At 44.6% G+C, this 25415-nt stretch carries 28 protein-coding genes; 22 read left to right on the top strand and 6 right to left on the bottom strand.

Annotation, left to right across the window (positions count from 1 at the left end):
* Nucleotides 1–46 precede the first annotated feature (46 nt).
* The 17 genes from L103DPR2_RS04535 (at nt 47) to L103DPR2_RS04610 (ending at nt 15543) form a co-directional block, all read left to right on the top strand.
* Complete coding sequence (locus tag L103DPR2_RS04535; RefSeq protein ID WP_055359948.1) at nt 47–694, top strand: TetR/AcrR family transcriptional regulator; 648 nt, start codon at nt 47–49, stop codon at nt 692–694.
* Nucleotides 695–799: 105 nt separating this feature from the next.
* Entirely contained in the window at nt 800–1801 is a 1002-nt protein-coding gene (locus tag L103DPR2_RS04540) for a Bug family tripartite tricarboxylate transporter substrate binding protein (RefSeq protein WP_055359949.1), read from the top strand.
* Nucleotides 1802–1840: 39 nt separating this feature from the next.
* A complete protein-coding gene (locus L103DPR2_RS04545) occupies nt 1841–2323 on the top strand; it encodes a tripartite tricarboxylate transporter TctB family protein (protein WP_082466713.1) in 483 nt (160 codons plus the stop codon).
* Nucleotides 2324–2332: 9 nt separating this feature from the next.
* Entirely contained in the window at nt 2333–3826 is a 1494-nt protein-coding gene (locus L103DPR2_RS04550) for a tripartite tricarboxylate transporter permease (RefSeq protein ID WP_055359951.1), read from the top strand.
* Nucleotides 3823–4656 (top strand): sugar phosphate isomerase/epimerase family protein, encoded by an 834-nt coding sequence (locus tag L103DPR2_RS04555; protein WP_055359952.1) that lies wholly within the window; start codon nt 3823–3825, stop codon nt 4654–4656. The genes L103DPR2_RS04550 and L103DPR2_RS04555 overlap by 4 nt, the downstream gene beginning before the upstream one ends.
* Nucleotides 4653–6017, top strand: coding sequence for an enolase C-terminal domain-like protein (locus tag L103DPR2_RS04560; protein WP_055359953.1), 1365 nt, complete (start codon nt 4653–4655; stop codon nt 6015–6017). Before L103DPR2_RS04555 ends, L103DPR2_RS04560 begins: the two co-directional genes overlap by 4 nt.
* A 9-nt stretch (nt 6018–6026) precedes the next feature.
* The gene (locus L103DPR2_RS04565; protein WP_055359954.1) at nt 6027–7190 is read left to right on the top strand and encodes a Gfo/Idh/MocA family protein; all 1164 of its coding nucleotides are present in this window, start codon (nt 6027–6029) and stop codon (nt 7188–7190) included.
* An 8-nt stretch (nt 7191–7198) separates the two neighbouring features.
* Nucleotides 7199–8383 carry a dihydrodipicolinate synthase family protein gene (locus L103DPR2_RS04570; RefSeq protein ID WP_055359955.1) on the top strand — a complete coding sequence of 395 codons (1185 nt, stop codon included), beginning with the start codon at nt 7199–7201 and terminating at the stop codon, nt 8381–8383.
* Between the two features lie 42 nt (nt 8384–8425).
* Nucleotides 8426–9406 carry a Bug family tripartite tricarboxylate transporter substrate binding protein gene (locus L103DPR2_RS04575; protein ID WP_055359956.1) on the top strand — a complete coding sequence of 327 codons (981 nt, stop codon included), beginning with the start codon at nt 8426–8428 and terminating at the stop codon, nt 9404–9406.
* 8 nt (nt 9407–9414) lie between these two features.
* A complete protein-coding gene (locus tag L103DPR2_RS04580; RefSeq protein WP_055361847.1) occupies nt 9415–10125 on the top strand; it encodes an SDR family NAD(P)-dependent oxidoreductase in 711 nt (236 codons plus the stop codon).
* 34 nt (nt 10126–10159) lie between these two features.
* On the top strand, nt 10160–11089 hold the full coding sequence (locus L103DPR2_RS04585) for an NAD(P)-dependent oxidoreductase (RefSeq protein ID WP_055359957.1): 930 nt from the start codon (nt 10160–10162) through the stop codon (nt 11087–11089).
* 3 nt (nt 11090–11092) lie between these two features.
* Nucleotides 11093–11971, top strand: coding sequence for a sugar phosphate isomerase/epimerase family protein (locus L103DPR2_RS04590; RefSeq protein WP_055359958.1), 879 nt, complete (start codon nt 11093–11095; stop codon nt 11969–11971).
* A 550-nt stretch (nt 11972–12521) separates the two neighbouring features.
* Entirely contained in the window at nt 12522–13136 is a 615-nt protein-coding gene (locus L103DPR2_RS04595) for a hypothetical protein (RefSeq protein WP_055359959.1), read from the top strand.
* A gap of 67 nt (nt 13137–13203) precedes the next feature.
* On the top strand, nt 13204–14604 hold the full coding sequence (locus tag L103DPR2_RS04600; RefSeq protein ID WP_055359960.1) for a tyrosine-type recombinase/integrase: 1401 nt from the start codon (nt 13204–13206) through the stop codon (nt 14602–14604).
* On the top strand, nt 14604–14804 hold the full coding sequence (locus tag L103DPR2_RS14475) for a hypothetical protein (RefSeq protein WP_231717682.1): 201 nt from the start codon (nt 14604–14606) through the stop codon (nt 14802–14804). Before L103DPR2_RS04600 ends, L103DPR2_RS14475 begins: the two co-directional genes overlap by 1 nt.
* A gap of 2 nt (nt 14805–14806) precedes the next feature.
* Nucleotides 14807–15091 (top strand): hypothetical protein, encoded by a 285-nt coding sequence (locus L103DPR2_RS04605; protein ID WP_055359961.1) that lies wholly within the window; start codon nt 14807–14809, stop codon nt 15089–15091.
* Between the two features lie 86 nt (nt 15092–15177).
* Nucleotides 15178–15543 carry a DUF6876 family protein gene (locus tag L103DPR2_RS04610; RefSeq protein ID WP_055359962.1) on the top strand — a complete coding sequence of 122 codons (366 nt, stop codon included), beginning with the start codon at nt 15178–15180 and terminating at the stop codon, nt 15541–15543.
* Nucleotides 15544–15659: 116 nt separating this feature from the next.
* Here the strand turns inward: L103DPR2_RS04610 and L103DPR2_RS04615 are convergent, their stop codons facing one another.
* Nucleotides 15660–15842, bottom strand: a complete 183-nt coding sequence (locus tag L103DPR2_RS04615; RefSeq protein WP_055359963.1) for a hypothetical protein — start codon at nt 15840–15842, stop codon at nt 15660–15662.
* A 112-nt stretch (nt 15843–15954) separates the two neighbouring features.
* Complete coding sequence (locus tag L103DPR2_RS04620) at nt 15955–16398, bottom strand: DUF6641 family protein (RefSeq protein ID WP_055359964.1); 444 nt, start codon at nt 16396–16398, stop codon at nt 15955–15957.
* A 108-nt stretch (nt 16399–16506) separates the two neighbouring features.
* On the opposite strand from L103DPR2_RS04620, the gene L103DPR2_RS04625 reads away from it, so the two are divergent.
* Together L103DPR2_RS04625 and L103DPR2_RS04630 are read left to right on the top strand one after the other, a co-directional pair.
* Nucleotides 16507–17097, top strand: a complete 591-nt coding sequence (locus L103DPR2_RS04625; protein ID WP_055359965.1) for a hypothetical protein — start codon at nt 16507–16509, stop codon at nt 17095–17097.
* 535 nt (nt 17098–17632) lie between these two features.
* Nucleotides 17633–18205, top strand: a complete 573-nt coding sequence (locus tag L103DPR2_RS04630) for a tyrosine-type recombinase/integrase (RefSeq protein ID WP_055359966.1) — start codon at nt 17633–17635, stop codon at nt 18203–18205.
* A gap of 8 nt (nt 18206–18213) precedes the next feature.
* Here L103DPR2_RS04630 and L103DPR2_RS04635 read toward each other — a convergent pair whose 3' ends face one another.
* On the bottom strand, nt 18214–18720 hold the full coding sequence (locus tag L103DPR2_RS04635) for a hypothetical protein (protein ID WP_055359967.1): 507 nt from the start codon (nt 18718–18720) through the stop codon (nt 18214–18216).
* A gap of 164 nt (nt 18721–18884) precedes the next feature.
* Nucleotides 18885–19253 (bottom strand): hypothetical protein, encoded by a 369-nt coding sequence (locus L103DPR2_RS04640; protein WP_055359968.1) that lies wholly within the window; start codon nt 19251–19253, stop codon nt 18885–18887.
* A 226-nt stretch (nt 19254–19479) separates the two neighbouring features.
* Here L103DPR2_RS04640 and L103DPR2_RS04645 point away from each other — a divergent pair, with 226 nt between their 5' ends.
* On the top strand, nt 19480–20025 hold the full coding sequence (locus tag L103DPR2_RS04645; RefSeq protein WP_055359969.1) for a GNAT family N-acetyltransferase: 546 nt from the start codon (nt 19480–19482) through the stop codon (nt 20023–20025).
* A 39-nt stretch (nt 20026–20064) separates the two neighbouring features.
* On the opposite strand, the gene L103DPR2_RS04650 is transcribed toward L103DPR2_RS04645, so the two are convergent.
* Together L103DPR2_RS04650 and L103DPR2_RS04655 are read right to left on the bottom strand one after the other, a co-directional pair.
* Nucleotides 20065–21597, bottom strand: a complete 1533-nt coding sequence (locus tag L103DPR2_RS04650) for a hypothetical protein (protein ID WP_055359970.1) — start codon at nt 21595–21597, stop codon at nt 20065–20067.
* Nucleotides 21598–21599: 2 nt separating this feature from the next.
* On the bottom strand, nt 21600–22655 hold the full coding sequence (locus tag L103DPR2_RS04655; RefSeq protein ID WP_055359971.1) for a hypothetical protein: 1056 nt from the start codon (nt 22653–22655) through the stop codon (nt 21600–21602).
* Between the two features lie 111 nt (nt 22656–22766).
* Here L103DPR2_RS04655 and L103DPR2_RS04660 point away from each other — a divergent pair, with 111 nt between their 5' ends.
* Nucleotides 22767–23390 carry a GIY-YIG nuclease family protein gene (locus L103DPR2_RS04660; RefSeq protein WP_055359972.1) on the top strand — a complete coding sequence of 208 codons (624 nt, stop codon included), beginning with the start codon at nt 22767–22769 and terminating at the stop codon, nt 23388–23390.
* Nucleotides 23387–25414: a site-specific DNA-methyltransferase gene (locus L103DPR2_RS04665; RefSeq protein WP_055359973.1), complete on the top strand. Its 2028-nt coding sequence runs from the start codon at nt 23387–23389 to the stop codon at nt 25412–25414. Before L103DPR2_RS04660 ends, L103DPR2_RS04665 begins: the two co-directional genes overlap by 4 nt.
* Nucleotide 25415 lies beyond the last annotated feature (1 nt).

Below are 25415 nucleotides of genomic sequence, written 5' to 3' on the forward strand. Positions count from 1 at the left end.
ACACATGTCCTTGACTTAATTAACAATTTGGTTAATTATTCGGGGCATGAGTGTCCAAAAATCTTCACAAGTTATCAAGACGCGAGACGCTGAAAGGTCTCGCGCAATCATCCTCAATGCAGCCCTCGAAGAGTTTGCGCTATTTGGCTTGGGCGGCGCCAGAATTGATCGCATTGCAGAGCGGTCCAACCTGAATAAAAGATTAATCTACTACTATTTCACAGACAAAGATCAACTCTTTCAAGCTGTGCTGGAAAGTGCTTACGAGCAGATTCGCGAAAGAGAAAAGAAGCTCAATTTGCAATCTCTTGAGCCAGCCATGGCAGTCAGAACCCTGGTTGAATTCACCTGGAATTACTACCTAGAGCATCCGGAGTTTTTAACCCTCCTCAACAGTGCAAATCTGCATAAAGCAAGACATATTCAAGAGTCACCTAATGTGCGGGCGCTTAACTCACCGCTGATTGAGTTGCTGGGCGAAATCTTAGAAAAGGGTCGGCTCTCTGGCGAGTTTCGGGGCGGTATTGATCCTGTGCAGCTTTATGTTTCTATTGCTGCACTTTCCTATTTCTATTTGTCCAACAATTCCACCTTGTCTTCCATCTTTGGCCGCGACTTGATGAGCCCCAAAGCCAAGAGCGAACGCTTGTCACACATGTGCGAAGTGATCCTAGGGTATGTCCTGAGGAACTAGATTTGATTGGATATTGACAGGCCTTAAGCCCTCTCTAGAATTAACTGAATGGTGAATTGCCTGCTCATTTCACCGCAATGATTTTTCACCCAATGGAGATATGTCATGAAATTCACCCGTCGACCTGTATTTGCTTTGATGTTGGCTGCCTTGCTTGCCACGCCTGCATTTGCACAATGGAAGCCTACAAAACCCATCACTTTGATCGTGCCTTGGGCGCCTGGTGGCTCCACCGATCAGGTCACGCGTGTCACGGCGGCTGAACTCGAAAAACACTTGGGTCAGAAAATCATCATCTTGAATCAACCGGGCGCCTCGGGCTCGGTGGGCACTAAAAATGCATTAGAAGCCGCCAAAGATGGCTACACCTGGACGGCAGGTGGCGCCAAAGACTTGGGCAACTACAAAGTCTTGGGCATGATCGATACCAGCATCAAAGATTGGAACTTGTATCTCAATGTGGCCCACGTGGCAGTCATTGGCGTCAATGCTGACACGCCCTACAAAACCATGCCTGACTTACTCAAGGCCATGAAAGAAAAGCCTGGTTCAGTGTCAGTCGCTACTGCGGGTGTTAACTCCAGCGGTCATGCCGCCATTGAGGCTTTGGCCCGTGCCGCAGGCATTACCTACAAACACGTGACTTACGACGGTGGCGCACCAGCAGCCGTGGCCGCAGGTTCAGGCGAAACACAGGTGACCACGCAATTGGCTGCCGAACAAACCGACATGATTCGCGCCAAGAAAATTCGTCCGTTGGCAGTGGTCAGCGACAAGCCGCTTGAAATGGAAGGCGTGGGCACTGTGCCGCCCCTGTCTCAATTCATTCCAGGCTTCAAAGATCCCATCAATTACTTTGGTATTTTTGTACCCAAGTCGGTGCCCGCCGAAGTGACTCAAACACTGGACAAAATTTGGGCCACTGAAATGGTCAAAAACGCGGCCTTGCGTACTTACGCGCAATCTCGCGGTGCTATGTTTGCACCGATGCATGGTGCTGAGGCGCAAACCGCGGTGTTCCCTGCGATTCAAGCGTATGCATGGACTCAGCACGCAGCCGGTAAAGCCAAGGTATCTCCCGATACGGTGGGCATACCTAAGCCATAACTTCAATGACTTGCATTCCACTCAATAAGCAAATCAACAATGTCTAAAGCCTCATCCTCCTCACGGTCTGATCTGTGGGGAGGTTTTTGCTGGGTTGCGGTGGGCGCTTTCATCCTGATGGAGTCCATCAGGATGGAGCGCTTCGACAACATGGGTGCAACGCTCTACACCTACCCAGGTTTTGTGCCGGGCATTATTTCTTGCGTCATTGTGTTGCTGGGCCTATTCATGATCTTGCGCGGTATTAAAAATAAAGTTGCGTCAGATCCCAATGCAGAGACTTTGTTCAACCGGAGATTTGCCATCTCTTTGGCCTGCATGTTGGTATTTAGTTTGGTGCTGCTTGCACACGCTCACTTTTTGGTTGCCACAGCCTTATTTGTTGGTGTGTTTACCTTTTTGTTTGCCAATGAAGAAACACCTTTGCTAAAGCGCCTGACAAGTGCCATCATCAATGGTGTGATTTCCAGTTGCGTTGTTTTTTTCTTGTTCCAAGAAGTTTTCTTGGTCAGATTACCTTGAGGTCGATCGATGTTTGATGGACTTATCGCGTTTGGTCATTCCATCGCCAATTTCTCGACGCCCGAAATTATTTTCTATGCCTTGTTGTCATCCTTGGTAGGCGTGATCATGGGCGCATTGCCAGGCCTTACCGCCACCATGGCGCTAGCGTTAATGACCACGCTGACTTTGAAGCTGCCGCCAAATCAAGCTTTGCTAATTTTGATTTGTACCTATGTGGGCGCTATTTATGGCGGTTCGCGTTCTGCCATTCTTTTGAACATCCCGGGCACGCCTGCCTCTGCCGCTTCTTGTCTCGATGGTTATGCACTTGCCAAGCAAGGCTTGGCCGGAAGGGCCATGGGCATTGCAACTACAGGGTCAGTGTTAGGTACTTTAATTGGCATGTTTTTCTTGGCGTTTTTTACGCCCTTGCTTGGAAACTTGGCATTGAAATTCGGTGCTTACGAATTTTTCTGGTTGGCATTGTTCGGCGTCATCATTGCAGGAACACTAACAGGCGATGATCCACTCAAAGGATGGATTGCTGGCATCGTAGGTTTGTTTATTGCTGGCATTGGACAAGAACCACAATATGGCTTTGAGAGGTTTTCATATGGCGCACGCGACTTAGCGGGTGGCATTCAACTGGTGCCTGCATTGGTAGGCGCCTTTGGTTTTGCAGAACTTCTGACGGCCATCAAAGAGCGTCAAGCGCCTATCAAAATCAGTGCATTCGACACGGTCATTCCAAAAATAAGAGACATCACAAAATACTGGCGTACCATTTTGCGGTCAGGCCTGATCGGAACTGGCATTGGCATTGTGCCGGGCGTCGGTGAGGATGTGGCTGCTTGGTCTTCGTATGCTGCAGCCAAAAGATCCAGTGAAGAAAAAGAGCAGTTTGGCAAAGGCTCGATTGAAGGCCTGATGGCCGCTGAAACGGGTGATAACGCCTGTGTGCCTGGCGCCATCATTCCTGTGCTCACATTGGCCATTCCCGGCTCTGCGCCGGCAGCTGTGTTGATGGCGGCAATGATCATTCATGGCGTCAAGCCTGGACCCATGATCATGATTGAGAACCCTCAGTTTGTGTACGACGTGGTGGCCATGATGCTATTTGCCACCATTGGCATTTTGATCTATGGCTTGGTACTCACTAAGGCACTGGTTCAAGTCTTAAGAGTGCCGCAAAACTTTTTGATTCCCATTATTTTTGTACTGTGCGTGGTTGGAAGTTTTGCCATTGCCGGGCGAATGTTTGATGTTTACGTCATGCTGATTTTTGGCTTGGTTGGATTTGGCCTTAGACATTTCGGCTACCCCATGGCACCGCTGGTGCTTGGCATTGTGTTGGGTGACTTGCTTGAAAAGAATTTAAGACGTGCACTCATCTTGTCCGATGGCGATATTTCCCCCTTCTTTACAAGACCCATTTCTGGGGTTGTTGCTGCGCTTATTTTTGGAACCATTGCTTGGAAAATTTTGGATATCAGAGCTAAAAAAATCAACAAAGGCGCATGATGAAGTTAGCTCTTTGTAATGAGGTCATTCGTGAGTTGAGTTTCCCTGAACAATGCGAATTGACGGCTAAGCTTGGGTATAGCGGCATTGAAATTGCGCCCTTCACCTTGTTTGAAGACAGTGCCACTTTCAACGAGAAAGATGCCGCTCTCAGAAAACAACAAGCCAGCGACGCAGGCATTGTGATTTCAAGTCTTCATTGGCTTTTGGTCAAGCCCGATGGCCTCAGTTTGGTCAGCAGCGACGCATCGGTTCGGCTTCAAACACAAGATTGGTTAAAGCGAGTCATTGCCTATGCCCATGAATGTGGTGCAACTGCATTAGTGCACGGTTCACCCAAGCAAAGATCGCCAGAAAATGGTCAAACTGTTCAAGACTGTTTAGATCGCGTTCAAGAAACACTGACCCTGTTAGAGCCATTCGCACGGCAAGCGGGTGTTGCTTATTGTTTAGAGCCCTTGTCGCCCTTTGAAACCCCTGTGGTCAATACAGTCGAGCAAGCCAGCCAATTGGTCGATGTCATTCAGTCGCCCTACATTCGAACCATGTTGGATGCCAGTGCCAGCACTTACTCCGAATCATTACCTATGGATGAGGTCTTTGAAAAGTACTTTCTAAGTGGCCACATTGCGCATGTGCAAGTGAACGATCACAACCGAAAAGGTCCAGGGCAGGGCGATACCAACTTGCTGCCTTTGTTTCAAAAAATGAAATCACTGAATTACCAGGGATGGGTTGCGGTTGAGCCCTTCATTTATGAACCCGATGGTCCTGGGTGTGCTGCATTCAGCGCTGGTTATGTTCAAGGATTGATGAAGGCCGTGTCATGAAGCCGGTTGCATTTCAAATTAAAGACATTCAAGTCTTTCAAAGGCCAGTTACTTTGCGTCTACCTTTTAGGTTTGGGGCTGCAACAGTCACGGCCTGTCCACAAGCTTTTGTCAAAGTGACGCTCAGTATCGAAGGCGTTGAGTGGCAGGGTGCATCTGCAGAGTTGATGGTCCCTAAGTGGTTTGATAAATCGCCACAAAGAACCCAAGACGACAATTTCGATCAATTGCGTTTGTGCGTTTTAAAAGCCAAAGATGCCTATTTAGCTGAGGGTTCAGCCCAATCGGCTTACGGCTTGTCTGAGTCGGCAACACAAATCGTGATTGACCAAATGCTCGCGCAAGGTCATCCAAGATTGGTGGGACAGTTTGGTCCAGCGCTTCTAGACAAGGCCATCGCAGACGCTGTGTTGCGCTCTCAAAATCAATCTTGGGTGTCTGGAATTAGTCTGGGACTTCTAGGTGACCCTTGGTCTGGTTCTTTAAAGCTCCATACTGCCAACTCGGTGTGGTTAAGGCATACCGTCGGCCTGGCTGATAGGCTGACAGATGCAGAACCGTTGACAGCCTTAGAAGACGGCTTACCGAACTCATTGACCCAAGCCATTGAGGCTTATGGCTTGAAGTATTTCAAATTAAAAGTGGGCGGCAACTTAGAAGCAGATCTCGAAAGACTTGCCAAAATTGAAGCTGTATTGAGCAAGGTCCAAGATTACAAAGTGACCTTAGACGGCAATGAGACATTTCAGAATGTTGAGTCACTTAGCGTCTTTGTTCACGCATTGACCAAGCATGAAGCCACTCAACGTTTGCTAGAACGTACTTTGCTCATTGAACAGCCGCTACCTAGAGCCATTGCATTGGAAGACAAAATCCCATCAATGCCTCTCAACATTCCGGTCATCTTGGATGAGTCTGATGACCATCCCGATGTGCTCGCCAAAGGATTGGCCTTGGGCTACAGAGGCATTTCTAGCAAGGCTTGCAAAGGCATTTACCGCTCATTGCACAGTGCCTCACTGGTGCAAAAAACGCCTCATTGCTTGTTGTCGGGCGAAGACCTGACTTGCCAAGCAGGTTTGGGTGTTCAACAAGATACTTTGTTGGCAACCAGCTTGGGCGTGCAGCACATTGAGCGCAATGGGCACCATTACGTCAAAGGTTTTGGTATTGCGCCCCTAAATGAATCAAACGATTTTGCAAGAGCACATGCAGACTTGTACACCGGCAGCAGCGCGGGTGTGCACCTGAACGTTCAGCAGGGGCAAATCCACATTGCATCTTTGCACCAAACAGGTTTCGGCCATCAGGCTTGGCCCGATTGGCAATCACTCGACCCCATTTCAATTCAAGCAAATTAGGAGAACAACATGTCAACACAAAGACTTGGCATCATCATGCATGGCGTCACTGGACGCATGGGTATGAATCAACACTTGATTCGTTCCATCGTAGCCATTCGCAATCAAGGTGGTGTCACTTTGTCCAACGGCGACAAGGTCATGCCTGATCCTATTTTGATTGGCCGCAATGCTGAAAAAATTGAAGCACTGGCCAAAGCCAATGGCATTAGCCGTTTTGGCACAGACCTAGACAAAGCACTGGCCAACAAAGACGACACCGTTTTCTTTGATGCGGGTACTACGCAAATGCGCCCCACCTTGTTGGCCAAAGCCATTCAAGCGGGCAAGCATGTGTATTGCGAAAAACCCATCGCTACTAATTTGAACGAAGCCGTCGAAATTGCGCGTTTAGCAGAAAAGTCAGGCGTCAAGCATGGCGCGGTGCAAGACAAGTTGTTCTTGCCCGGTTTGCGCAAACTCGACATGCTCAGGAAAGCTGGCTTCTTTGGCAAGATGCTCAGTGTGCGCATTGAATTTGGCTATTGGGTGTTTGAAGGTGACCTTCAACCTATTCAACGACCCAGCTGGAACTACCGAAAAGAAGACGGCGGCGGTATTATTTTGGACATGGTGTGCCACTGGCGCTATGTGCTGGACAACTTGTTTGGCGAAGTTCAATCAGTATCTTGTTTGGGTGCCACACACATCCCAACGCGTTGGGATGAGGCCAATAAGCCCTATGAATGCACTGCAGATGACGCAGCCTATGCCACCTTTGAATTGAAAGGCCATCAAGGCGAGCATGTGGTGGCGCAAGTGAACAGCTCTTGGACCACACGTGTGAATCGTGAAGACTTGGTGACTTTCCATGTGGATGGCACGCATGGCTCAGCAGTGGCAGGACTGCAAGCATGTAAAGCACAAAGCCGTGTCAACACGCCACGCCCCGTCTGGAACCCCGATGTGAAGCAAACCATGAACTTCACAGACCAATGGCAAGAGGTGCCCGATACGCAGTTCTACGACAACGGTTTCAAAATTCAGTGGGAACACTTTATTCGTCACATTGTTGAGAACGAACCCTATCGCTGGACTTTGCCTGAAGGCGCCAAAGGGGTTCAGCTGGTGGAAGCCGCCTTGCAGTCTTGGCAAGAGCGTCGCTGGGTTGATGTAGCACCTCTCAAAATTTAAGGTGCAACATGGCACAACGCATTCAATTACCCAACGCACATGGCCAGCTTCAGAGCTATGAACTGGTCGGCACCACTCCTATTCAACCCAAGCCAGGTATCAAGTTCAATCGCATTGCATATTCGGCAGCTCACGTGGTGTCCAACCCATTAGCCCCACACGACCCTTGGTTAGATTGCGCTGTGGACTGGGATGCCACCATTGCCTACAGAAAACATTTGTGGAAATTGGGCTTGGGTGTGGCAGAGGCTATGGATACAGCGCAGCGAGGCATGGGCTTGGATTGGCCCACATCGCTGACGCTCATTGAGCGTTCTATTGAAGCTTCTAAAGATGTGCCTGGCGCATTTTTGGCTTCAGGCTGTGGTACAGATCATTTGAATTTGGACACCGTCAAAACAGTAGACGAGGTGATTGCCGCATATGAATTCCAAATGGCCGCCATTGAAAAGTTGGGTGGCAAGCTCATCATCATGGCTAGCCGTGCTCTGGCGCGGGTGGCCAAATCGCCGGCCGACTACGAACGTGTTTACGACAGAATTTTGAGCCAAGCCAAACAGCCCGTACTGCTGCACTGGCTGGGCGACATGTTTGACCCAGCGCTTACTGGCTATTGGGGCACCAAAGACACCGACAAAGCCATGGACACGGCGCTGGGCATTATTCAAGCGCATGCCGACAAAGTGGATGGCATCAAAATATCTTTACTCGACAAAGACAAAGAAATTCAGATGCGAAGGCGCCTACCTGCCAGTGTGAGGATGTACACCGGTGATGATTTCAACTATGCTGAATTGATAGCGGGCGATGGCCAAGGCGAGCACTTGGTTCATGGCCAAAGCGACGCCTTGTTGGGAATCTTTGACGCCATTGCACCTGCAGCTAGCGCTGCGTTAGGAGAGTTGGCGCAGGGCAATCTAGAAAAGTTTCACGCCATTTTGGGTCCTACCGTGCCCTTGTCGCGCCATATTTTCAAATCACCCACACGTTTTTACAAAACAGGTGTGGTGTTCATGGCTTGGCTCAATGGCCATCAAAAACATTTCACCATGGTGGGTGGGCAACAGAGCACACGTTCAGTAATTCATTTGGCTGAATTGTTCAAATTGGCGGATGCTGCCAATTTGTTAGAGCAACCAGAATTGGCTTTGCACCGAATGAAAACCATGCTGGCAATGCATGGTGTTGAATAATTTTAAACGAGACTTTCACGTTCAAAATAAAGAGGAGACATCATGAAAAAATTGACATACCCATTAACCCTTGTCAGCTTGGGCCTGGCCTTAAGCTTTAGTTCTGCCAACCTTTGGGCACAGACTGCCGCCAACTATCCCGACAAACCAGTCAAAGTCATCATTCCCTTTCCACCCGGCGGTACGCTCGACAAAATTGGCCGTATGCTGGCACTCAAGGTGGGCGAGCAACTGGGCCAAAACTTTGTGGTGGAAAACCGTCCTGGCGGCAACGGCATCATTGGTGCAGACGTAGTGGCCAAAGCCAATGCCGATGGCTACACCTTGTTGTTCAATGCCAGCACGTTTGTAACGGCGCCCATGACCATGAAGTCGGTACCCTACAAAGTGCAAACCGATTTCACACCCATTGCTTTGGTCGCCTCAGCTCCGCTGTCTATTGCGGTTAGCAACAAGTTAGGCGTATCGGACGTCAAAGGACTGGCGGCTGCAGCCAAAGCCAATCCTGGCAAGATGAACTTTGCAGTAGGCTCCATTGGCTCTGCGGGACATCTGTGTACAGTCAAATTGGAACAAGCTACCGGTACGCAAATTGCCATTGTTCCCTACAAAGGCACTGGTCCAGCCATGACAGATTTGGTGGGTGGTCAAATTGAAGGCTTCATTGATCCTGTTTTAGGATCAGTTCAGTTTCACAGAAATGGTCAGCTCAAAGTGGTGGGCGTGACATCTACCAAGCGCCTTCCTAATTTGCCCGATGTGGCTACCGTGTCTGAAACCATTCCAGATTTCCAGTGCGCCAGTTGGTACGGTTTGTGGGGTCCCAACAAATTGCCTGCTGACATGGTTCAAAAACTTAATGCGGCAGTTAACAAAGCCTTGTCGGGTGAAATGCGCGATCGCTTGATTGCAGACGGCATTGTGCCCGCGGGTGGCAGTGCTGCAGAGTTTGCCAAATTCCAAGCCGACGACATTGCCATCTCCGGAAAAATCATTGCCGACAAGAAAATCGCAGTGGAATGACCGCCTTCATGCCAGACCTGCTTTCGCCTTGCGCCATTGTGACCGGAACCAGTTCTGGTATTGGCCAAGCCATTGCTTTGAAGCTTTTGAGTGAAGGCTGGCATGTGCACGGGATGGATGTGGCAACTTCTACACTTCATCACGCTCAATTTTCTTCATGGACACTTGATCTAACAAAAGCGGGTGAACTGGAAGATGCACTAGATCAAATTGTGTCCAAGCATCTTCCTCAAGTGTTGGTGCATGCTGCTGGTGTTTTGAGAGTTGGCAGTCTAGGTGAACTTGATATGCAAGCTGGTCAATTGATGTGGCAACTGCACGTTGATGTGGCTACAAGGTTGGCCAATCGCATATTGCCCATCATGAAGCATGCTCGACGTGGACGGATGGTTTTAGTGGGCAGCCGTGTCTCAGGCGGTATTGCCGGCAGAAGTCAGTACGCAGCTACCAAAGCAGCTATCTTGTCATTGGCCAGAAGCTGGGCTGCAGAAAGTATTGCAGAGGGTGTGACGGTCAATGTGGTCTCGCCTGCTGCAACCGATACGCCCATGCTGAAGGATCCTGCTAGAGCTGCCACTACACCGCGTTTGCCACCCATCGGTCGACTGATTCAACCCGACGAAGTGGCGGCATTGGTGGCTTACCTAACTCGTCCTGAGGCTGCTGCCATTACGGGTCAAGACATTGCCATTTGCGGTGGCGCTTCAGTGTCACGTTGATTCATTTGAGCATTCAACTGAAGAGTACCGCAGCATGAATACCTCTTCAGCTTCTGTGCCCGATCAATGTGTTGGAATTGTTGGTTTGGGTTTGGTGGGCACTGCCCTGGCCAAGCGATTAAAAGCTGCAGGCTATCAGTGCATCGGTTTTGATGTGCGCGCTGAAGCCATGCATGAGTTTGAAGCTGCCGGATTTATAGCAAGTGCATCAATTGGCAGTATGCTTCATTTAACCAACACCTTAGTGCTGGCGGTATTCGATACTTCTGGTGTGCAGGCTGTGGTTGAACAAATACTTCAACATCGGAAAATTCAAGTTCAAACAACGCCTTCTGTTATTACGCTAATTGATTGCTCTACAGGCGATCCAGTCAAACTGGCCGAGTTGGCGCGTCAGTTGTCTGAAGAAAACATTCAATTCATAGAGACGCCTCTTTCGGGTTCTAGTGTGCAAATAGAAAACGACCAGGCCACATTGTTATTAGGCGGTGAAATTCAACACATCGAAAGCGTCAAGCCTTTATTGAATGCGTTGGCCACATCTCAAGTGCACGTGGGTGGCGCAGGTATGGCCGCCAAAGCCAAGTTGGCAACCAATTTGGTCTTAGGTTTGAACCGCTCCGCCTTGGCGGAGGGCATGGTCTTTGCGCAAACCATGGGTATCCAACCAGAAACATTTTTGCAATTGGTGTTGAATACTCCGGCCCGCTCTGAAGCTGCCGTGGTGAAGGGCGACATGATGGTCAAAGAACAGTTTGAACCACAGTCGCGCATTAGGCAGCATTTGAAAGATGTGCAGCTGATGTTGGACATGGCAGATTTGAGTTCTCAAAATTTGCCACTTTCACAAGCCCATGCACAGTTGATGCGCAATGCCATTGCACAAGGTGATGGCGAGCTAGACAACGCCGCCATCATTCGCCAAATTCGACGTGAAAAAACTCAATTAACCCAGAAAAAATAAATCATGCGCGACTTTTCAAAGAATCATGAATGGCTTTCTATCAACACGGCCACAGTTAGAAAAAGCCGTGGCCAAGACCTGCCATTGACCGACATCATTGAAGCCTGTGTGAGCCGAGGTATCAAAGCCATCTCGCCATGGCGAGATCAAGTGGCTGCCGTTGGTTTGGGCACTGTCTCTAAGTTGGTCAAAACGCATGGCTTGAAACTGTCGGGCTATTGCCGCGGCGGCATGTTTCCTGCCACCACGACAGAAGGCATACAAGCCGCAGATGCCGACAATCGCCAAGCAGTTGATGAGGCCTGTGAACTCAATGCGCCTTGTTTGGTGCTGGTGGTGGGCGCTTTGCCTGGCGCTTTAGCTGGTCAAGCTGCGCATAAGAATATTCAACAATCACGCGATCAAGTGTTTGAGGGCATTGATAAATTATTGGCCTATGCCAAGTCGTGCAACATGCCTTTGGCCATTGAACCGCTGCACCCCATGTATGCGGCAGACCGCGCTTGTATCAATACGCTTGAACATGCCTTGGATGTGTGTGACAAACTAGACCCATTAAAGACGGGCGCTTTAGGCGTGGCGGTTGATGTGTATCACGTATGGTGGGATCCCAAACTTCAGCAGCAAATTGAGCGTGCTGGTCAGAAAAGAATATTGGCCTTCCATGTTTGTGACTGGCTTACACCTACTCGTGATTTACTGAACGACCGCGGCATGATGGGGGATGGGGTGATCGATATCCCCAAAATTAGGGGCTGGGTCGAGGCCCAAGGCTTTCAGGGCTTTAGCGAGGTTGAGATCTTTTCTACAGAGAATTGGTGGCAAAGAGACCATTTAGAGGTACTTGATACCTGTATTGCAAGGCACAGAAGCGCTGTTTGAGTGCCTTACAATAAGCGCCCAAGGGCCTATAGCTCAGTTGGTTAGAGCAGAGGACTCATAATCTATTAAAATAGTTCTCGTATTTGTAAAATATCTATATAAATCAACAACTTACGTGTATTTTTTTTGTCAAAAATACACTACACACCGTCTACACACTTTTTGAGTTAGGCGAAGCAAGTTTTTTTAGGTAAAAACGTACAATAGATGTAACGGGGCGTTAGCTCAGTTGGTCAGAGCAGAGGACTCATATTTCTCAAATGTGCCTTACACGTGGAAACTGTGTAAGGGATGGTGTCAAATTCGATGAAACCTAAGTGTGGCAACACATATGGCAATGTCGAGCGAAGCTTAGTGCGAAAGCACTTTGAACGTGTAGAGACTTGACGGCACCCACCTAAGTACAGCGATGTATATGGTGAAGGCAAAGTCCAGCGAGTGATGAAAGTCACACAAAGCGGAATCCTTTGGTCGTTGGTTCAAGTCCAACACGCCCTACCAACGTGAAGGAGGACTGTGTAAAAGCAGTCCTTTTTTTTTGGAGACTTATGTGTCGTTTATAGTCAAAGCACCCATTAAATTTGACCCGCCACTTTGGGCTGAATATGAGGAAAGACACAAGGTAGCGGCATTGACTCCGCTCTTTAACAAAGCGGCAGACGTCAATAGATTCCAAGCTCGTTACAGATTAGCAAGGGCGTTTAGAGGACTACTGCTTGAAGGATACTCAGACACGACAAAAGCAGGCTACGACGCATTGACCAAAGTGTCCTTATATTGGAGTGCGTTTGAGCAGATGATGTACGCCCTTCACATACCTGACCCTCGTTATTTTTTAGGAACCTACAAATTTGTGCTCAATCTCAAAAAGATTGAGGACATAGACAGTGAAAGAAGGTTCTTTGGGTTTGTCAAAGACAAAATTGACAGAAAAGACTTGAAGAGTAAATTGAAAACGTACATAGATAGCGGTAGCGGAAATGTTTTTTTATTGGCTAAGTGCGTAAGACACATATACCTGCACGGACATTTGACTGCGAATGTGAGAGGGCTGTCGCCGCAAGACATCGCTTCAATTTGTGATTTTTTATGTGAAGCGTTGTTGAAGGTAATGGATGCTGAATTTGAGGCGAGAGTATTGGATTTGAAAAAGGTATACGAGTAAATTTTTTCAAATTACACTACACACTTACTTGGTTGCTCTTTTTTCAAGTTGAAATTAAAGTGCGTTTATGTCCGCAAAGAAAGAGACAACACACATCATCACAGAAGGCGAACTCGTCCTGTACAGACGTGAACGCAGTTCAATCTGGCAATGTCGCTACAAGGTTGGTGGTGTGTGGCAACGAGCGTCAACAAAAGAACGGAAATTGAAGGACGCAAAAGAGGTAGCAAAAGAGTTGCGAATTACGGCTGAGATTCGTAAGCGTGACAACTTGCCAGTCATCACTCGCAAGTTTAGAGACGTTGCCAAACTTGCTGTACAGCGTATGGAGCAGAAGATCGCCAACGGTGATGGCAAAGTTTCCTACAAAGATTACATACGCATCATCAATGAGTACCTGATCCCAATTTTGGGCAACAGACTAATCACAAACATTGACAGTACGGCATTGGACTATTTGGATGCGGAACGCATACGAATGATGGAGAGAATTCCAAGTAACAGCACGATGCTCAGTCAAAACGCCGCACTGAATTTGGTTTTTGATGAGGCTGTTTTGCGTAACTTTTTAACTGACCTCAATCGTCCAAAACTTGAGGCGAAAGGAAAGAAGAGCACACGTCATCCAGCCTTCACGTTGACTGAGATACAGGCTGTCATCAATAACTTTGAAGCGTGGGTTGAGCGGGCACGTAACGCACACAGCAAAGAGATGCGTCAAATAATGCGTGACTATTCTGAGATGCTGATTGATACGGGAGCACGACCAGGCAAAGAGTTGATGAACTTGAAATGGAAGCAGATCAAATTCACTATGAATCCAAAACAAACGCACACAGGTGAGTTCGTCGTTGGAGATGATGGTGAAAAAGAAGAGATTGTTTTAACTGATCTGAACAGGGGTGTTGAGTTAATTGTTACGGGTAAGACTGGTACACGTGAAATTGTTGGAAGACAGCCAACTGTCAAAGTGCTGGAGCGAATTGCTCGTCGTGTTTATGGCGTCAAAAATAACATCATTGATCCGTTCAAAGATGTTGTGACACCAAACAATGATGACTTCGTATTGCGTACAAAAGAAAAGAAGCAAGACGTAAGTCCTGCGTTTCAACATATGTTTGAGCGTTACTTGGATGAGCACAACTTGCTGTACGACCCAAAGACTGAGCAAAACCGTGTTTTCTACAGTTTCCGTCACACATACGCAACGCTGGCACTGACGCACGATAAAGTGCCAATTCACACGCTTGCCAAACAGATGGGTACAAGTGTGCTGATGATTGAGCGTCACTACAGTCATCTGAAAGTAATTGAAGCAACAGAGCAATTGCGTGGACAAGAAACACGACGAAGAATCGCCTCAACTTCAACTGTTGAAGAAATCTATCAGTCAGCACAAGCAAAGAAAAAAGCAGAGTTGCTGGCAAGAAAAACAGCAATGAAGAAATCTACAAAGAAGGGCAAGTAGTGAGTAACTCAAATACAAAACCATTTCCAAAATTCTCAGACTATCCACAAACTGAAGCAGGGTGGAATCACTACGATGAAGAATGGGTATCTCGTCGTCGTATGACGCCTAACGTAGCAGAGATTCCAAAAGAGGCACTTGAAGAACATTGGGCATCAATGTCGCTTGGACGTGAAAAAGGTTGGAAGGAGCAGGAATAGTGATGGACAAATACGCTGACCTACAACAAGAGTTGGTGAAGTCATTGAAAGAAAGACTGCTGGCTATTGAGTACGATTTGGGAAAGAAGAATTTTTTCTTTGCTGATGTAGAAATAGAACATCACATCTTTGATATTTTGGGAGATCAACTACAGAAAAAAACAGCCTACGCTGAAACAGTTTCTGATTTGCTATTTGAAACAAAACTTAAGCGAGAAGCTTTTGATAGGCGAGTGCGAGAGCGTGTTTACGATGATTTATACGAAGCGTTAGGTGGCTTGAAATAACGCATACACCGCCATTTTGGCGGGACTCAGGTTGTCCATTTGATGCTTAGAACTAATACTGTGTTCACCCTTAAAGGAACACAGAAATGGTTGAAGAAAATGAATTGCTCGCAACTCTGAAACAGTTCACAGGTTGTGATCAGTTAGCAAGATTGACACGCACAGTCTTGCTCACAGAAGGCTCACGCTACCTTGCTGAAGCCGCAGAGTGCTTTTGGTTGTTTGATGTGTACGCATCTCACTTGAGCGGTGTTGATAGCAACAAAGATTGGTTCACTTGCCTAAAACTCACAAAAATTAACCAATCAGCATCTGTATCAATTGAGGATGGCAACGGTAGGGCGTTAGCAAAGCAGAAGATAGAGTACACAGATTTTCCATTATCTGCCATCACTCTCTACGGCTGTTGGACGGGTGAGTTTTGGGTGTTGATGCTGACAAGTGAGTACTGAAGCAAATTAGGCATCAAAAACACGTCAAAAAAGCCCTACAACGTTGCCTTAAAAAGCCGTTAAACCGTGTCGCAAACGGAATTGAAAACGACAGTTTGTACGGTGCCTACAACACATCACAAGGATTTGAAAGCAAGCGTAGAAATTGTGTCTCTCGCTTTTGCGAGTTTTTGACGTTCTCTCTCTGCCTTTAAGTTTTTCGCTGCCGCATCCTTCGTTCTTTTTAGTGCCTCAATTCTTGCCTTTTCAGGCGTCATAGGTCCAATTGGTTTGATTCCTTTTAGTTCATTTATGGTCATAAAAAACTCCTTCTCAACATACTTATCAGTAAGTCAAAAAGGAGCACGAGTTAGTGAATCTAATTGATTGAATGGTCTACTTGAAAAATTACATAGGTTCGCAGTTCATCAATCACTTCAGAAAGCCTGCACGGAGTGCACCACTTGTAGCTTCAATTTGTTGATCAAGTTCGCCTTGCTCAACAGCCAATTTTAATGATTCAAGTGCTGTTAGCAACTCATCACCGTTTGACACTTCAATTGCGTTTTTACCTTTTGCGTCAAATTGGATTTGTTTGCTTCCGTACTTACAGAACAGGTTGATTTTTCCGCTGTCATTGATGTGCCACCATTCACGCACTTTTTTAACTGATTCAATGGTCTTGCGTTCACCTGTTTGTTTGTTCACATAGGTTTTCAAGCGAGTGGGAGCGTATGTGCGTCCCTCTTTTTGTGCTTGAGCAAGTTGAATCTGTTCATAAATCTTGTTGCTCAACTTATTTCTGCGTTGAATCACAGGCGAAATGCCCTGTTTTTTCTTGCTCGCTACGAGCTTGAGATTTGAAAGAATGCTCATTACGATCGTCCTATAAAGTTAATAAGAACTTAACTTTAGTTTCAGAGAAGCTGGGAGAGCAACCTCAATATTTCAGTCTCCTTTTCTTTGGTTTTACTAAATAAGAGTATGAGACAGTACAACGCAAAAGACATTGAATCTATGTTTAATCAGCACGAGCAACACGTCAGCCACGTTGTTGTTGCCCACACATTACATCGCCCTTATGTAGCGAGTACAGATGTGGGACGCTTCAAGCACGTGCGAGCAGATCAGTACATCAAAACAAAGATGGAGCAGACGAGCAAAGACACAAGACACGCATTGAACTGCTTTTACAAATTACTTTATCCAACTCACTCTAATAGACCAACTCAAAATCCCAATCTCTTTAAGCCTCTGACATTCGTAACGATTGAAGGGGCAAATCAAACAACTGACAGATCACAAACAATTCACGTAAACATCTCTTTAGGCAACTTACCCGCAGTACTCACTACAGAAGACATTGAAACACTATTTAGGCACGCTTGGCACGATAAGGCACATCAATCAACTGATGTGAAAGCATACGAATACTACAAAGTAGACGAGGCTTCACATTGGGCTGGTTACTCATTAAAAGAAGCACAACAAAGCACACGCAAGGCGTGGGACACAAACAGCATTTGGGATGTAAGCAACTGCTGGATTCCTCACACCGCCCTTAACGCAGACTGAAGTCACTTTAAGGTTCTTACAAGACTACGAATCGAATGAGGGGTTCGTAGTTCTTTGTCACACTTGAATGATTCATACATAGATAAAACACTCAAACATTGAATCAAACAACACACAGAACAAACACAGTGACACATAGTGAACACAGCAAACGAACTGAATCAACTATAGAAAACTGTAAGTTGAATAATTGAATACAACACACGATAGAAATAGCAGTACTTAAACGCAATGAATTAAAGCGTCTACAAGCGTAGATTTTTATGGGTTGGGTACTTTGGTAGTGGACTTCGCTAACAAACGCTTGTAGGGCTTGTATTTCAATCTGTGTTCTAAAAGCCACAGAAAACTCATAAATACGAAATCAAAGAAAAATGCTGAAAAGTGCGGTTGTTCAATTAAGTCGTTGATTTTGAACAAAACAGCATAGAAACCCGCCAGATTGACGGGTTGATTACATAAAGGTTGCTCAGACCTAACTTCAGAAATTAAGCTTATTTCAAGTTATTTATTTGATTACGCAAAGGAGCAACAAATGTCACAAGCAAAAACATTGAACGAACAGGAAATTAAACAGGTACTTGACTATGTGAGTACGAAAAAATATGCCAAACGAGATAGGGCATTGATTCTTACAAGTCATTTGAGTGGAATGCGTGTTGGAGAGATCGCATCGCTGACTGTTGGACACGTGTTAGATCAAAATGGAAATATCAAAAATGAAATTCGTTTGACAGCAGAGCAAACGAAAGGGAAACATCCTCGTACTGTGTTTGTGAGTTCAAAACTCAAAGAGGAACTTGCTAACTACATTCAGTTGATTCGTACAGATGACAAAGAACGGTCATTGTTTCCAACTCAAAAGAATCCTCGTATGGGATTCACAGCGAACACATTGACACAACACTATTTGAGTTTGTACAAAGCCGCTGGTGTTGATGGGGCGAGTAGTCACAGTGGACGCAGAACGTATGCCACATCAATCGCATCACAGGGCGTAGGTTTACGTGTGTTAATGCGTTTGATGGGGCATCGTAATGTGAGCACAACCGCCGTATATATTGACGCTAATGACAATATGCTTCGTAATGCGGTTGAACTTGTTTGAGCAATAAATTAGTATTTGTTTGCTAATTTATTAAATATTAAAGATTCAACTTGAAACTCAGCAGATATATCTCTGATTTTCTCGTTGACTTTATCAACATTTACATAAACATCTAAAGTAAAAGAATAATTATTTGTATTTTCTTCAGTAAGTTCAAATACAAAATGCCACTTCTGCTCAAAATTATCATTACGCTGAATATTCAGCAAAATGCTATCAGTCGTTAACTTTAATAACTCGTTGATTTCGTCATTTGTGAAAAATACTTTAGATAATGACGTAGCCTTCATTGATTCAATCAACTCGTAAGAGTGATAGATTACTCCGCCATAACTTGCTTCTGTGACCCCATCAGACGCTTCATTGATATTTGTGTACATACCTGACAAGTCTTCGTCTATGTAATAAGCAATTCTTTTGACATTACGTTTGATGCCACAAGACTCTAATAGTTCATTAGCAAACTCGTTGAGTTTTTCAGTATTGTTAAGTGTTTGTGATTTGATATTTTTCATTTGAATTTCCTTATAAATTAAAAGTGATAGTTATTGTCAACATTGATCTCAACACAACAGTTGAGAGATTTCGAGCGATCAAAGTTCTATAAGATCAACTCATCGTTTTTACGTAAAAACGTGAGACTGGAGTAATGATGGAAAACTTCAGTCTCACAAATAAGTTATGCGAACAGTTGTTCACTCAACTTTGCCATTTCATCCCATTTATCCAATGGAATGTCAAACACACGTGCGGGATTGCTTGGGAGATAAACACGAGCGTGTTCTTCACAAGGTTGCCCGCCAATGTGTTTGTGTACTAATGCCATTGACAGAGGCAAATACGCTTTACGCCAGTTGTTACCTGTTTGCTTTTGAATACGACGACGTTGTGACTTGTTTCCAACATCACTAAGCATTGCCTTGTAGTGCTCGTCAATAACTTCCTCATACTTGCTGTGCTCATCAGTACTTCTGTTATACCCACGCATAGCACCCGCTACAGCCGCTGTATAAATCTGTTCACCAGTCGCAAAAATTACTTTACTCATAAAAACTCCTTTTAAGTTAAAAAACGACAAAACTTTGTTTGTCAGGAGTGATCTCAACATAGACATTAAGAAGAGTCGAGCGAAGGAAACGAGAAGTTGATCCTTCGCACGTTTTTACTTAAAAACGAATAAAGGATCACAAAGTTTTTGAATTCGCTCGATGATTTTTGTTAGATCCTCAATGATCCAGTTCACAGTAATGTTGCTGTGAATAAAGGAGAGATCTATGTTTAACTATGATGTTGAAGTAAGTGTAGTAAGTGATGTAACTTCTGATGTATTTCCACCACTTATTAAAATTAGAGAAATCACAAATATTAAGGAAAAAAGAAAGTGGATGGAATATTTTACAAAAGGATATTCAGGCTCAACAATTGGTCTTTATCCTGCTATGTTTAGCGAGATTTGTAGATACTTTGTAGCGGAAGTAGATGGAAAAGATGCGGGATTTATCAGAATTACAAACTATACGGAAACTTGGAAAAACTATTACGATGGACAAGTATGGAACGCTTCAGATGCGTATGTTAAGCAGCCTTACAGAAGTAAATTAGTATTACGTAAATTATTGGAATTTGTAATTGCTAACTGTAATGTGGTAATGGCTCGCTTGGAAACAGAGAGGCTTTATAACAAACAGTATTATTATCGAACATTAGGATTTACTTATGCTTGGACAGTTGGTGAGGATGAGCAAATATCAATTGCCGTAATTGAAAAATTAAAAGAAGCGGCAATAAGAAAAAATATTGACTATAGAAATAGAAAATAAAAAAGCCTCGTAAGAGGCTTTTTTATTGCGTGAAATATATTAAGGTTTATAGAAAACAAATATTGGTTCGTACTTTCGCCATTTGCCATTGACGATACAAAAATTCTTCATACTTGGCTGTCGTGTTTCTTTTCCAACTTTCATTGATGGGCTAACTGCTAAGACCATCTTGAGTTTGCCTTCATATCGCAAACCAAATTCTTTTAGTATCTCAACTGTGTCTTGCTCAAGTGGGTATTGTTTTGAGCCAACATTTATGTCCGCAATGTTGAAAGCGAGAATGCGATCATTTTTTAGCCATTCTGCCGCAGTCTTCAAAGTTGGTCTAAGAAAGTTGTCACGCCAACTGTCATACTCTTTGTACTTTATTGAACTTTGAGTTGGTTCGTTGCTGTAAATCTCAGCGGAGAAGTAGGGCGGTGAAGTGAAAACGAAATCAACTTTACCTTTGTACTTTTTGAACTCATCGTTGTTGGCAACATCTTCACTACCACTACAGATGTAAGTGCCTTTGAACTCTTTGCCGTAACGCACGTGACTTTTGAATATACGTGCCATATATTCGTAACGAGAGATGCCAAGTTCTTTGATCCAGTTCTCTGTATTTGGATCAGTGCCAATGTAATGAATGGCTCTATCACGCAAACTTAACGCACCTAACAATCGTCCGCCAAAGCCCATACTTGGGTCATAGATGACGATCTCTTTTTGATCAACACATCTGTCTGTCGCATATTTGTAAAGCAGACGGGCGATGGATGAGGGAAAGTTGTTAGGGGCAATGCCAGCACCAAGTTCTAAGTGCCTATAGATGAGTGGCAGTACACGTTTCGCTGATTCATTGATGCCGTACACACGAATACGAAAAAGACTGTCGTCACTGACCTTACTCAAGTTCACACCGTTTAGATGGTGCTTCTTCAGCAAGCCTTTCGCTTTGAGTGCCTTTAGTTCTTTGACGTTGATGCGAGGCGTACGTTTTTCAACTTTGGCAGACGCATCAATCCAAAGACAACGTTGTCCAGTTCCAGTTGCTTCTTCAGTGAGAATTTCCTCAACTATGCGACGAGCCTCACGTCTTAAATCGCCTTTGAAAGATGTGGGCGGTCTGTAGATTGGAGCAAAGTCATAGAAGCCATCTTCACGTATACATTTCGTCAACACAGCCAATGTCTTGTCACGTGCTGAATGTTTGGCAAAGAGGTCATACACACTGACGGCTTTACCTTCTCCAACTGTGTCTTGTGCTTTGAGAATGTTTGGGAAAAAACTGTTGGCTATAGAAACACGAGCACCGTCAATGACGCAATCAAGTTTGCGTGTCTGTTCGTCTTTGAACCACATCTTGTCTGTATCTACTTTACAGATGCGTTCAAACTCACTACCCATCTCTTCAAGTCTTACACCTGCCTTTGGAGGTTGACCAAATTCATCCCATTGAAGAGTTACAGCAAAACAAAGTTCATCAACCCAAATCGCAAACTCTTCTTCAGTACAAGTGAATAGTTCGCCAAATGACTTGTTCAGAGGGGACTTGATGAGGTCATCATTCTTTGTATAGAAGTACGACATCGTTATGCCTTGTTGTCAAAGCGTGTGACTTCTTTCAGTGCCCTCTGAGCCAACGATTTGATGTTGGGGATGGTGCTACGGCTTGCCATATCTTTGAGGCGTTTGAGTCCGCCTTTCACATCCTTGCGTTCAGCAACCAAGCGGACCTGCTCCCAAATGTAGAGTTCCTTGTCCATACTTGAAAGTTCTGTGAATTGATTGGGCACTTTATTGTCAATACACCACTTCTTCAATTGCCCGCGTGTCACTTGCTCTATCCCAAGTAACGCTCTAATCTTTGCCAAGTCCTTGTAATCATCAGGAAGACAAGTACGAATCACCAGCTCATCTTTGATTACGAGTTCAGCCTTGTTCTTTTGGTTCTTGTCCTTCGTCAGAAAGTGAGCCGCATCTTCAAGCATACGAATTTCCTCGTAACTGATATTCTGTAGCCCTGCCTCAGATTGAGCAATCATTTCACAGGCTTGTTGGTGAACAATTTTTCTATGCCACTCAGCGAGTGAGTTGTCCTTGTGCGTATGAGTAATCGTCCCGCCGTACTTAGTAAGAAGTTTTAGCAAGTCCACTTGGAATTGGTCTGTGTTGGCTGGTGCGGCAATGCTTATGGAGCCAACTTCGTAGGTGATGGTCTTTGGTTTTTTAGGTTCAGCAAACTTGACTTTGGTGGTTGTCTTTTTGGGCTGGGCTTCTCGTAGCAACTTAGCACTGGCTAGAGTGAAGTTAGGAGTGATTTCGCCGTTCTCTAACTGTTGTACAAGTTGTTTCTCATCTACACTTGCGAGGTAGTAGAGTGTGTTGTAGCCGTTGGGCAAGCGTGAGTGGTACGAAGGGTTGCTGAGGACGGGGTTTTCAGCAATTTTGATGAGGAAAGCCGCAACAGTTGAACTGAAGGGAAGTTCTGCCTCAAGCAGGCTGTAACTAACACCAAGTTGCTCCTTCGCTTGTTTGACCAAGTTCCCAACCTCAATCACACTTTGAACACTCTTTTGCCACGCAGACTCAATACGAGTACGCCACTCCGCCAACTCTTTTTGACTACTGATGACTATGGTGTTCATTGATGCTCCAAAAGGTCGTTTTTACTTAAAAAGGTAGTAAAGCCAGTCCTCAGACTTTATACTGCTTTGAGGCAATTTTGACCCAAAAACCATCTTGTAGAAAGTGAAGTGATGGCTGAAACCGTTTACGTGCTCACAAATGAGGCAATGGAAGGTTTGGTAAAGATTGGGCGTACAACGACCAGTGTTGAGCAACGAATACGTGAACTTGACAACACAAGTATGCCTCTGCCGTTTCAGTGTTTTTACGCTGGTGAGGTTGCTAACTCTGCGTTGGTTGAAGGCAAACTTCATCGAATCTTTGCTGACAAGCGAATTCGCAACAACAGAGAGTTTTTTCGCATAGACCCTAATCAAGTGCGTGAGGCAATACAGTTGGCTGAATTGCGAGATGTAACACCTCGCTATGACGTTGTAGTTGACGCTGAAGACGTACAAGCATTGAAAAAGGCTGTTGCGACTGAAGAGAGAAGAACTCGTTTGCGATTCACTGAATTGGGAATAAAGACTGGATCAGTACTGACATTCCTCAAAGATAACAAGATAACTTGCCAAGTCGTTGCTGACGGGAAAGTTGACTTTGATGGAAAAGTAATGTCTCCAAGTGCTTCAGCTCTTATTGCTGTAAAGAGATTGGGATATGAATGGGCAGCTGTTAGTGGAAGCGATTATTGGGAGTTTGAAGGTGAAACTCTCACTGCCAGAAGATTAAGAATTGAGGATGAACAAGAATGAGTTTGTTAGAAAAATTACCCAAAATATTTGAACGCAGTAGAAAAATTGCGGAGCAAATACTTGAAGAATCAGAAGGTAAGCAAAAAATTAGCCTATTGACACGTGAAATAGTGAATCCTTCACGTGATGTTTCTATCAATGATCTATTCAGTAGATTGAAAAGTACTGATACAAATACTGTTACAAACAGGTTGATTTATGGTGACAATTTACTTGCTATGTCAGCATTATTAACGGGTAATGATTTTAATGAAAGCATTAGAGGTAAATTAGATCTAATTTATATTGACCCACCTTTTGATTCTAAAACTGATTATCGAACTAGAGTCAAACTGCCAGATTGTGAAATTGAACAAAAACCAACAGTTATTGAACAATACGCATATGGAGATACTTGGTCTGAAGGAACTTCATCTTACTTAGAAATGCTGATACCACGTTTATTTTTGATGAAAGAAATGCTGTCAAACAAAGGAATATTGGCAGTACATATTGGACCAAGTGTTTCTCATTATGTAAAAATAATATTAGACGAAATATTTGGTAAAGATCGAATGCTAAATGAAGTTATTTGGCAGCGAAGACTTGGGCAGTCTAATGCTGACAGAAAAAAAATGGGAGTGGTAGTAGATTCTATTTTCATTTATTCAATGAGCGAAGATTACACATTTAATCCTCAATATTCATTTGAGAATGGAGAGGCTTATGTTAAAGAGAGATATACAAAGGTCAATAAAGATGGGCGACGATACAAAACTGATAATTTAGGAAACCCCGCTCCGCGTCCAAATTTACGTTATGAATATAAAGGGTGTAAGCCACCGCCAAATGGATGGGCGGTTTCATTAGAAACAATGATGCGTATGGATGCTGAAGATAGATTGGAATTCCCAGCTAAGCCTGGTGGCAGACTTATGCGTCGTCAATACTTAGATGAGTGGAAGGGGAAGCCCATTCAATCGTTATGGGATGATTTGCCGCCAATCAACTCACAAGCTGTAGAAAGAATTGGTTTCGACACACAAAAGCCTGAAAGGCTAATTGAACGAATAATGAATTTCTTCACAGTAGAAGGAGATTATGTAGCTGATTTTTTTGGTGGATCAGGTACTACAGCCGCAGTCGCTGAACGTATGAAAAGACGATGGCTAATAACTGATTTGGGTAAACCTGCTTGTATGGTAATGCGAAAACGTTTGATCGATATGAATGCTCAGCCGTTTATATATCAAGCTATTGGGGATTATCAAGTTGAAACGGTGAAAAGCACGTTAGGAAAACGTTTTGGTATGGGCGAACTTGCCAAAATTGTCTTAGATCTTTACGGGGCTATTCCATTACCAGTTGATAATAATCCAAATAAAGATAGAGGATATATAGGGAAAACATTAGTTATTTGTGATTCTCCCAATAAAATTACTGGATTACCTACGCTCAAAAAAGCACAGGCTTTGCGTGATCAGTTAATGGGCGGGTGGGATAAGGTTATTGTGTTAGGTTGGAATTTCGCATCTGATATTGGACATTCTGTTTCTCAATTACAAGATAGCAAAATTGAAGTTTTGGTTATACCGCCAGATTTGATGGATAGATTAAGAAAACGCGGAAGCTTTGAAAAATTAAAAAATACTATTAGATTTTCTAGTCTCCAATACTTAACGGCAAAGCAACCAGTTGTCACAAAAGGTGAAGAGGACCTTATCGAAGTTGAGCTTGAAAATTATGTGCTTTTGTCACCAGAAGCAATCAATTTAGATGAGGACAACAGAAAAAAATTACAAAGTATTGTGAACAATGATCCTTTGTCTTTGATTGAATACTGGGCGATTGATGTCAACTATGACGGAGAGATTTTCCGCTCTGTTTGGCAAGATTACAGAGGAAATACTGATAAAGATAGAGACGATTTACACGTGGTAAGAAAGGCTGTTATAAAAACTGATCCGTTGATTGGACTCAGAAGAATTTGCGTACGTGCTGTGGATGTATTTGGATTTGAGTCTGAAGTTGATTTTGAGGTTTGAT

This window comes from Limnohabitans sp. 103DPR2 (genome assembly GCF_001412575.1).
GTDB lineage: Bacteria > Pseudomonadota > Gammaproteobacteria > Burkholderiales > Burkholderiaceae_C > Limnohabitans_A.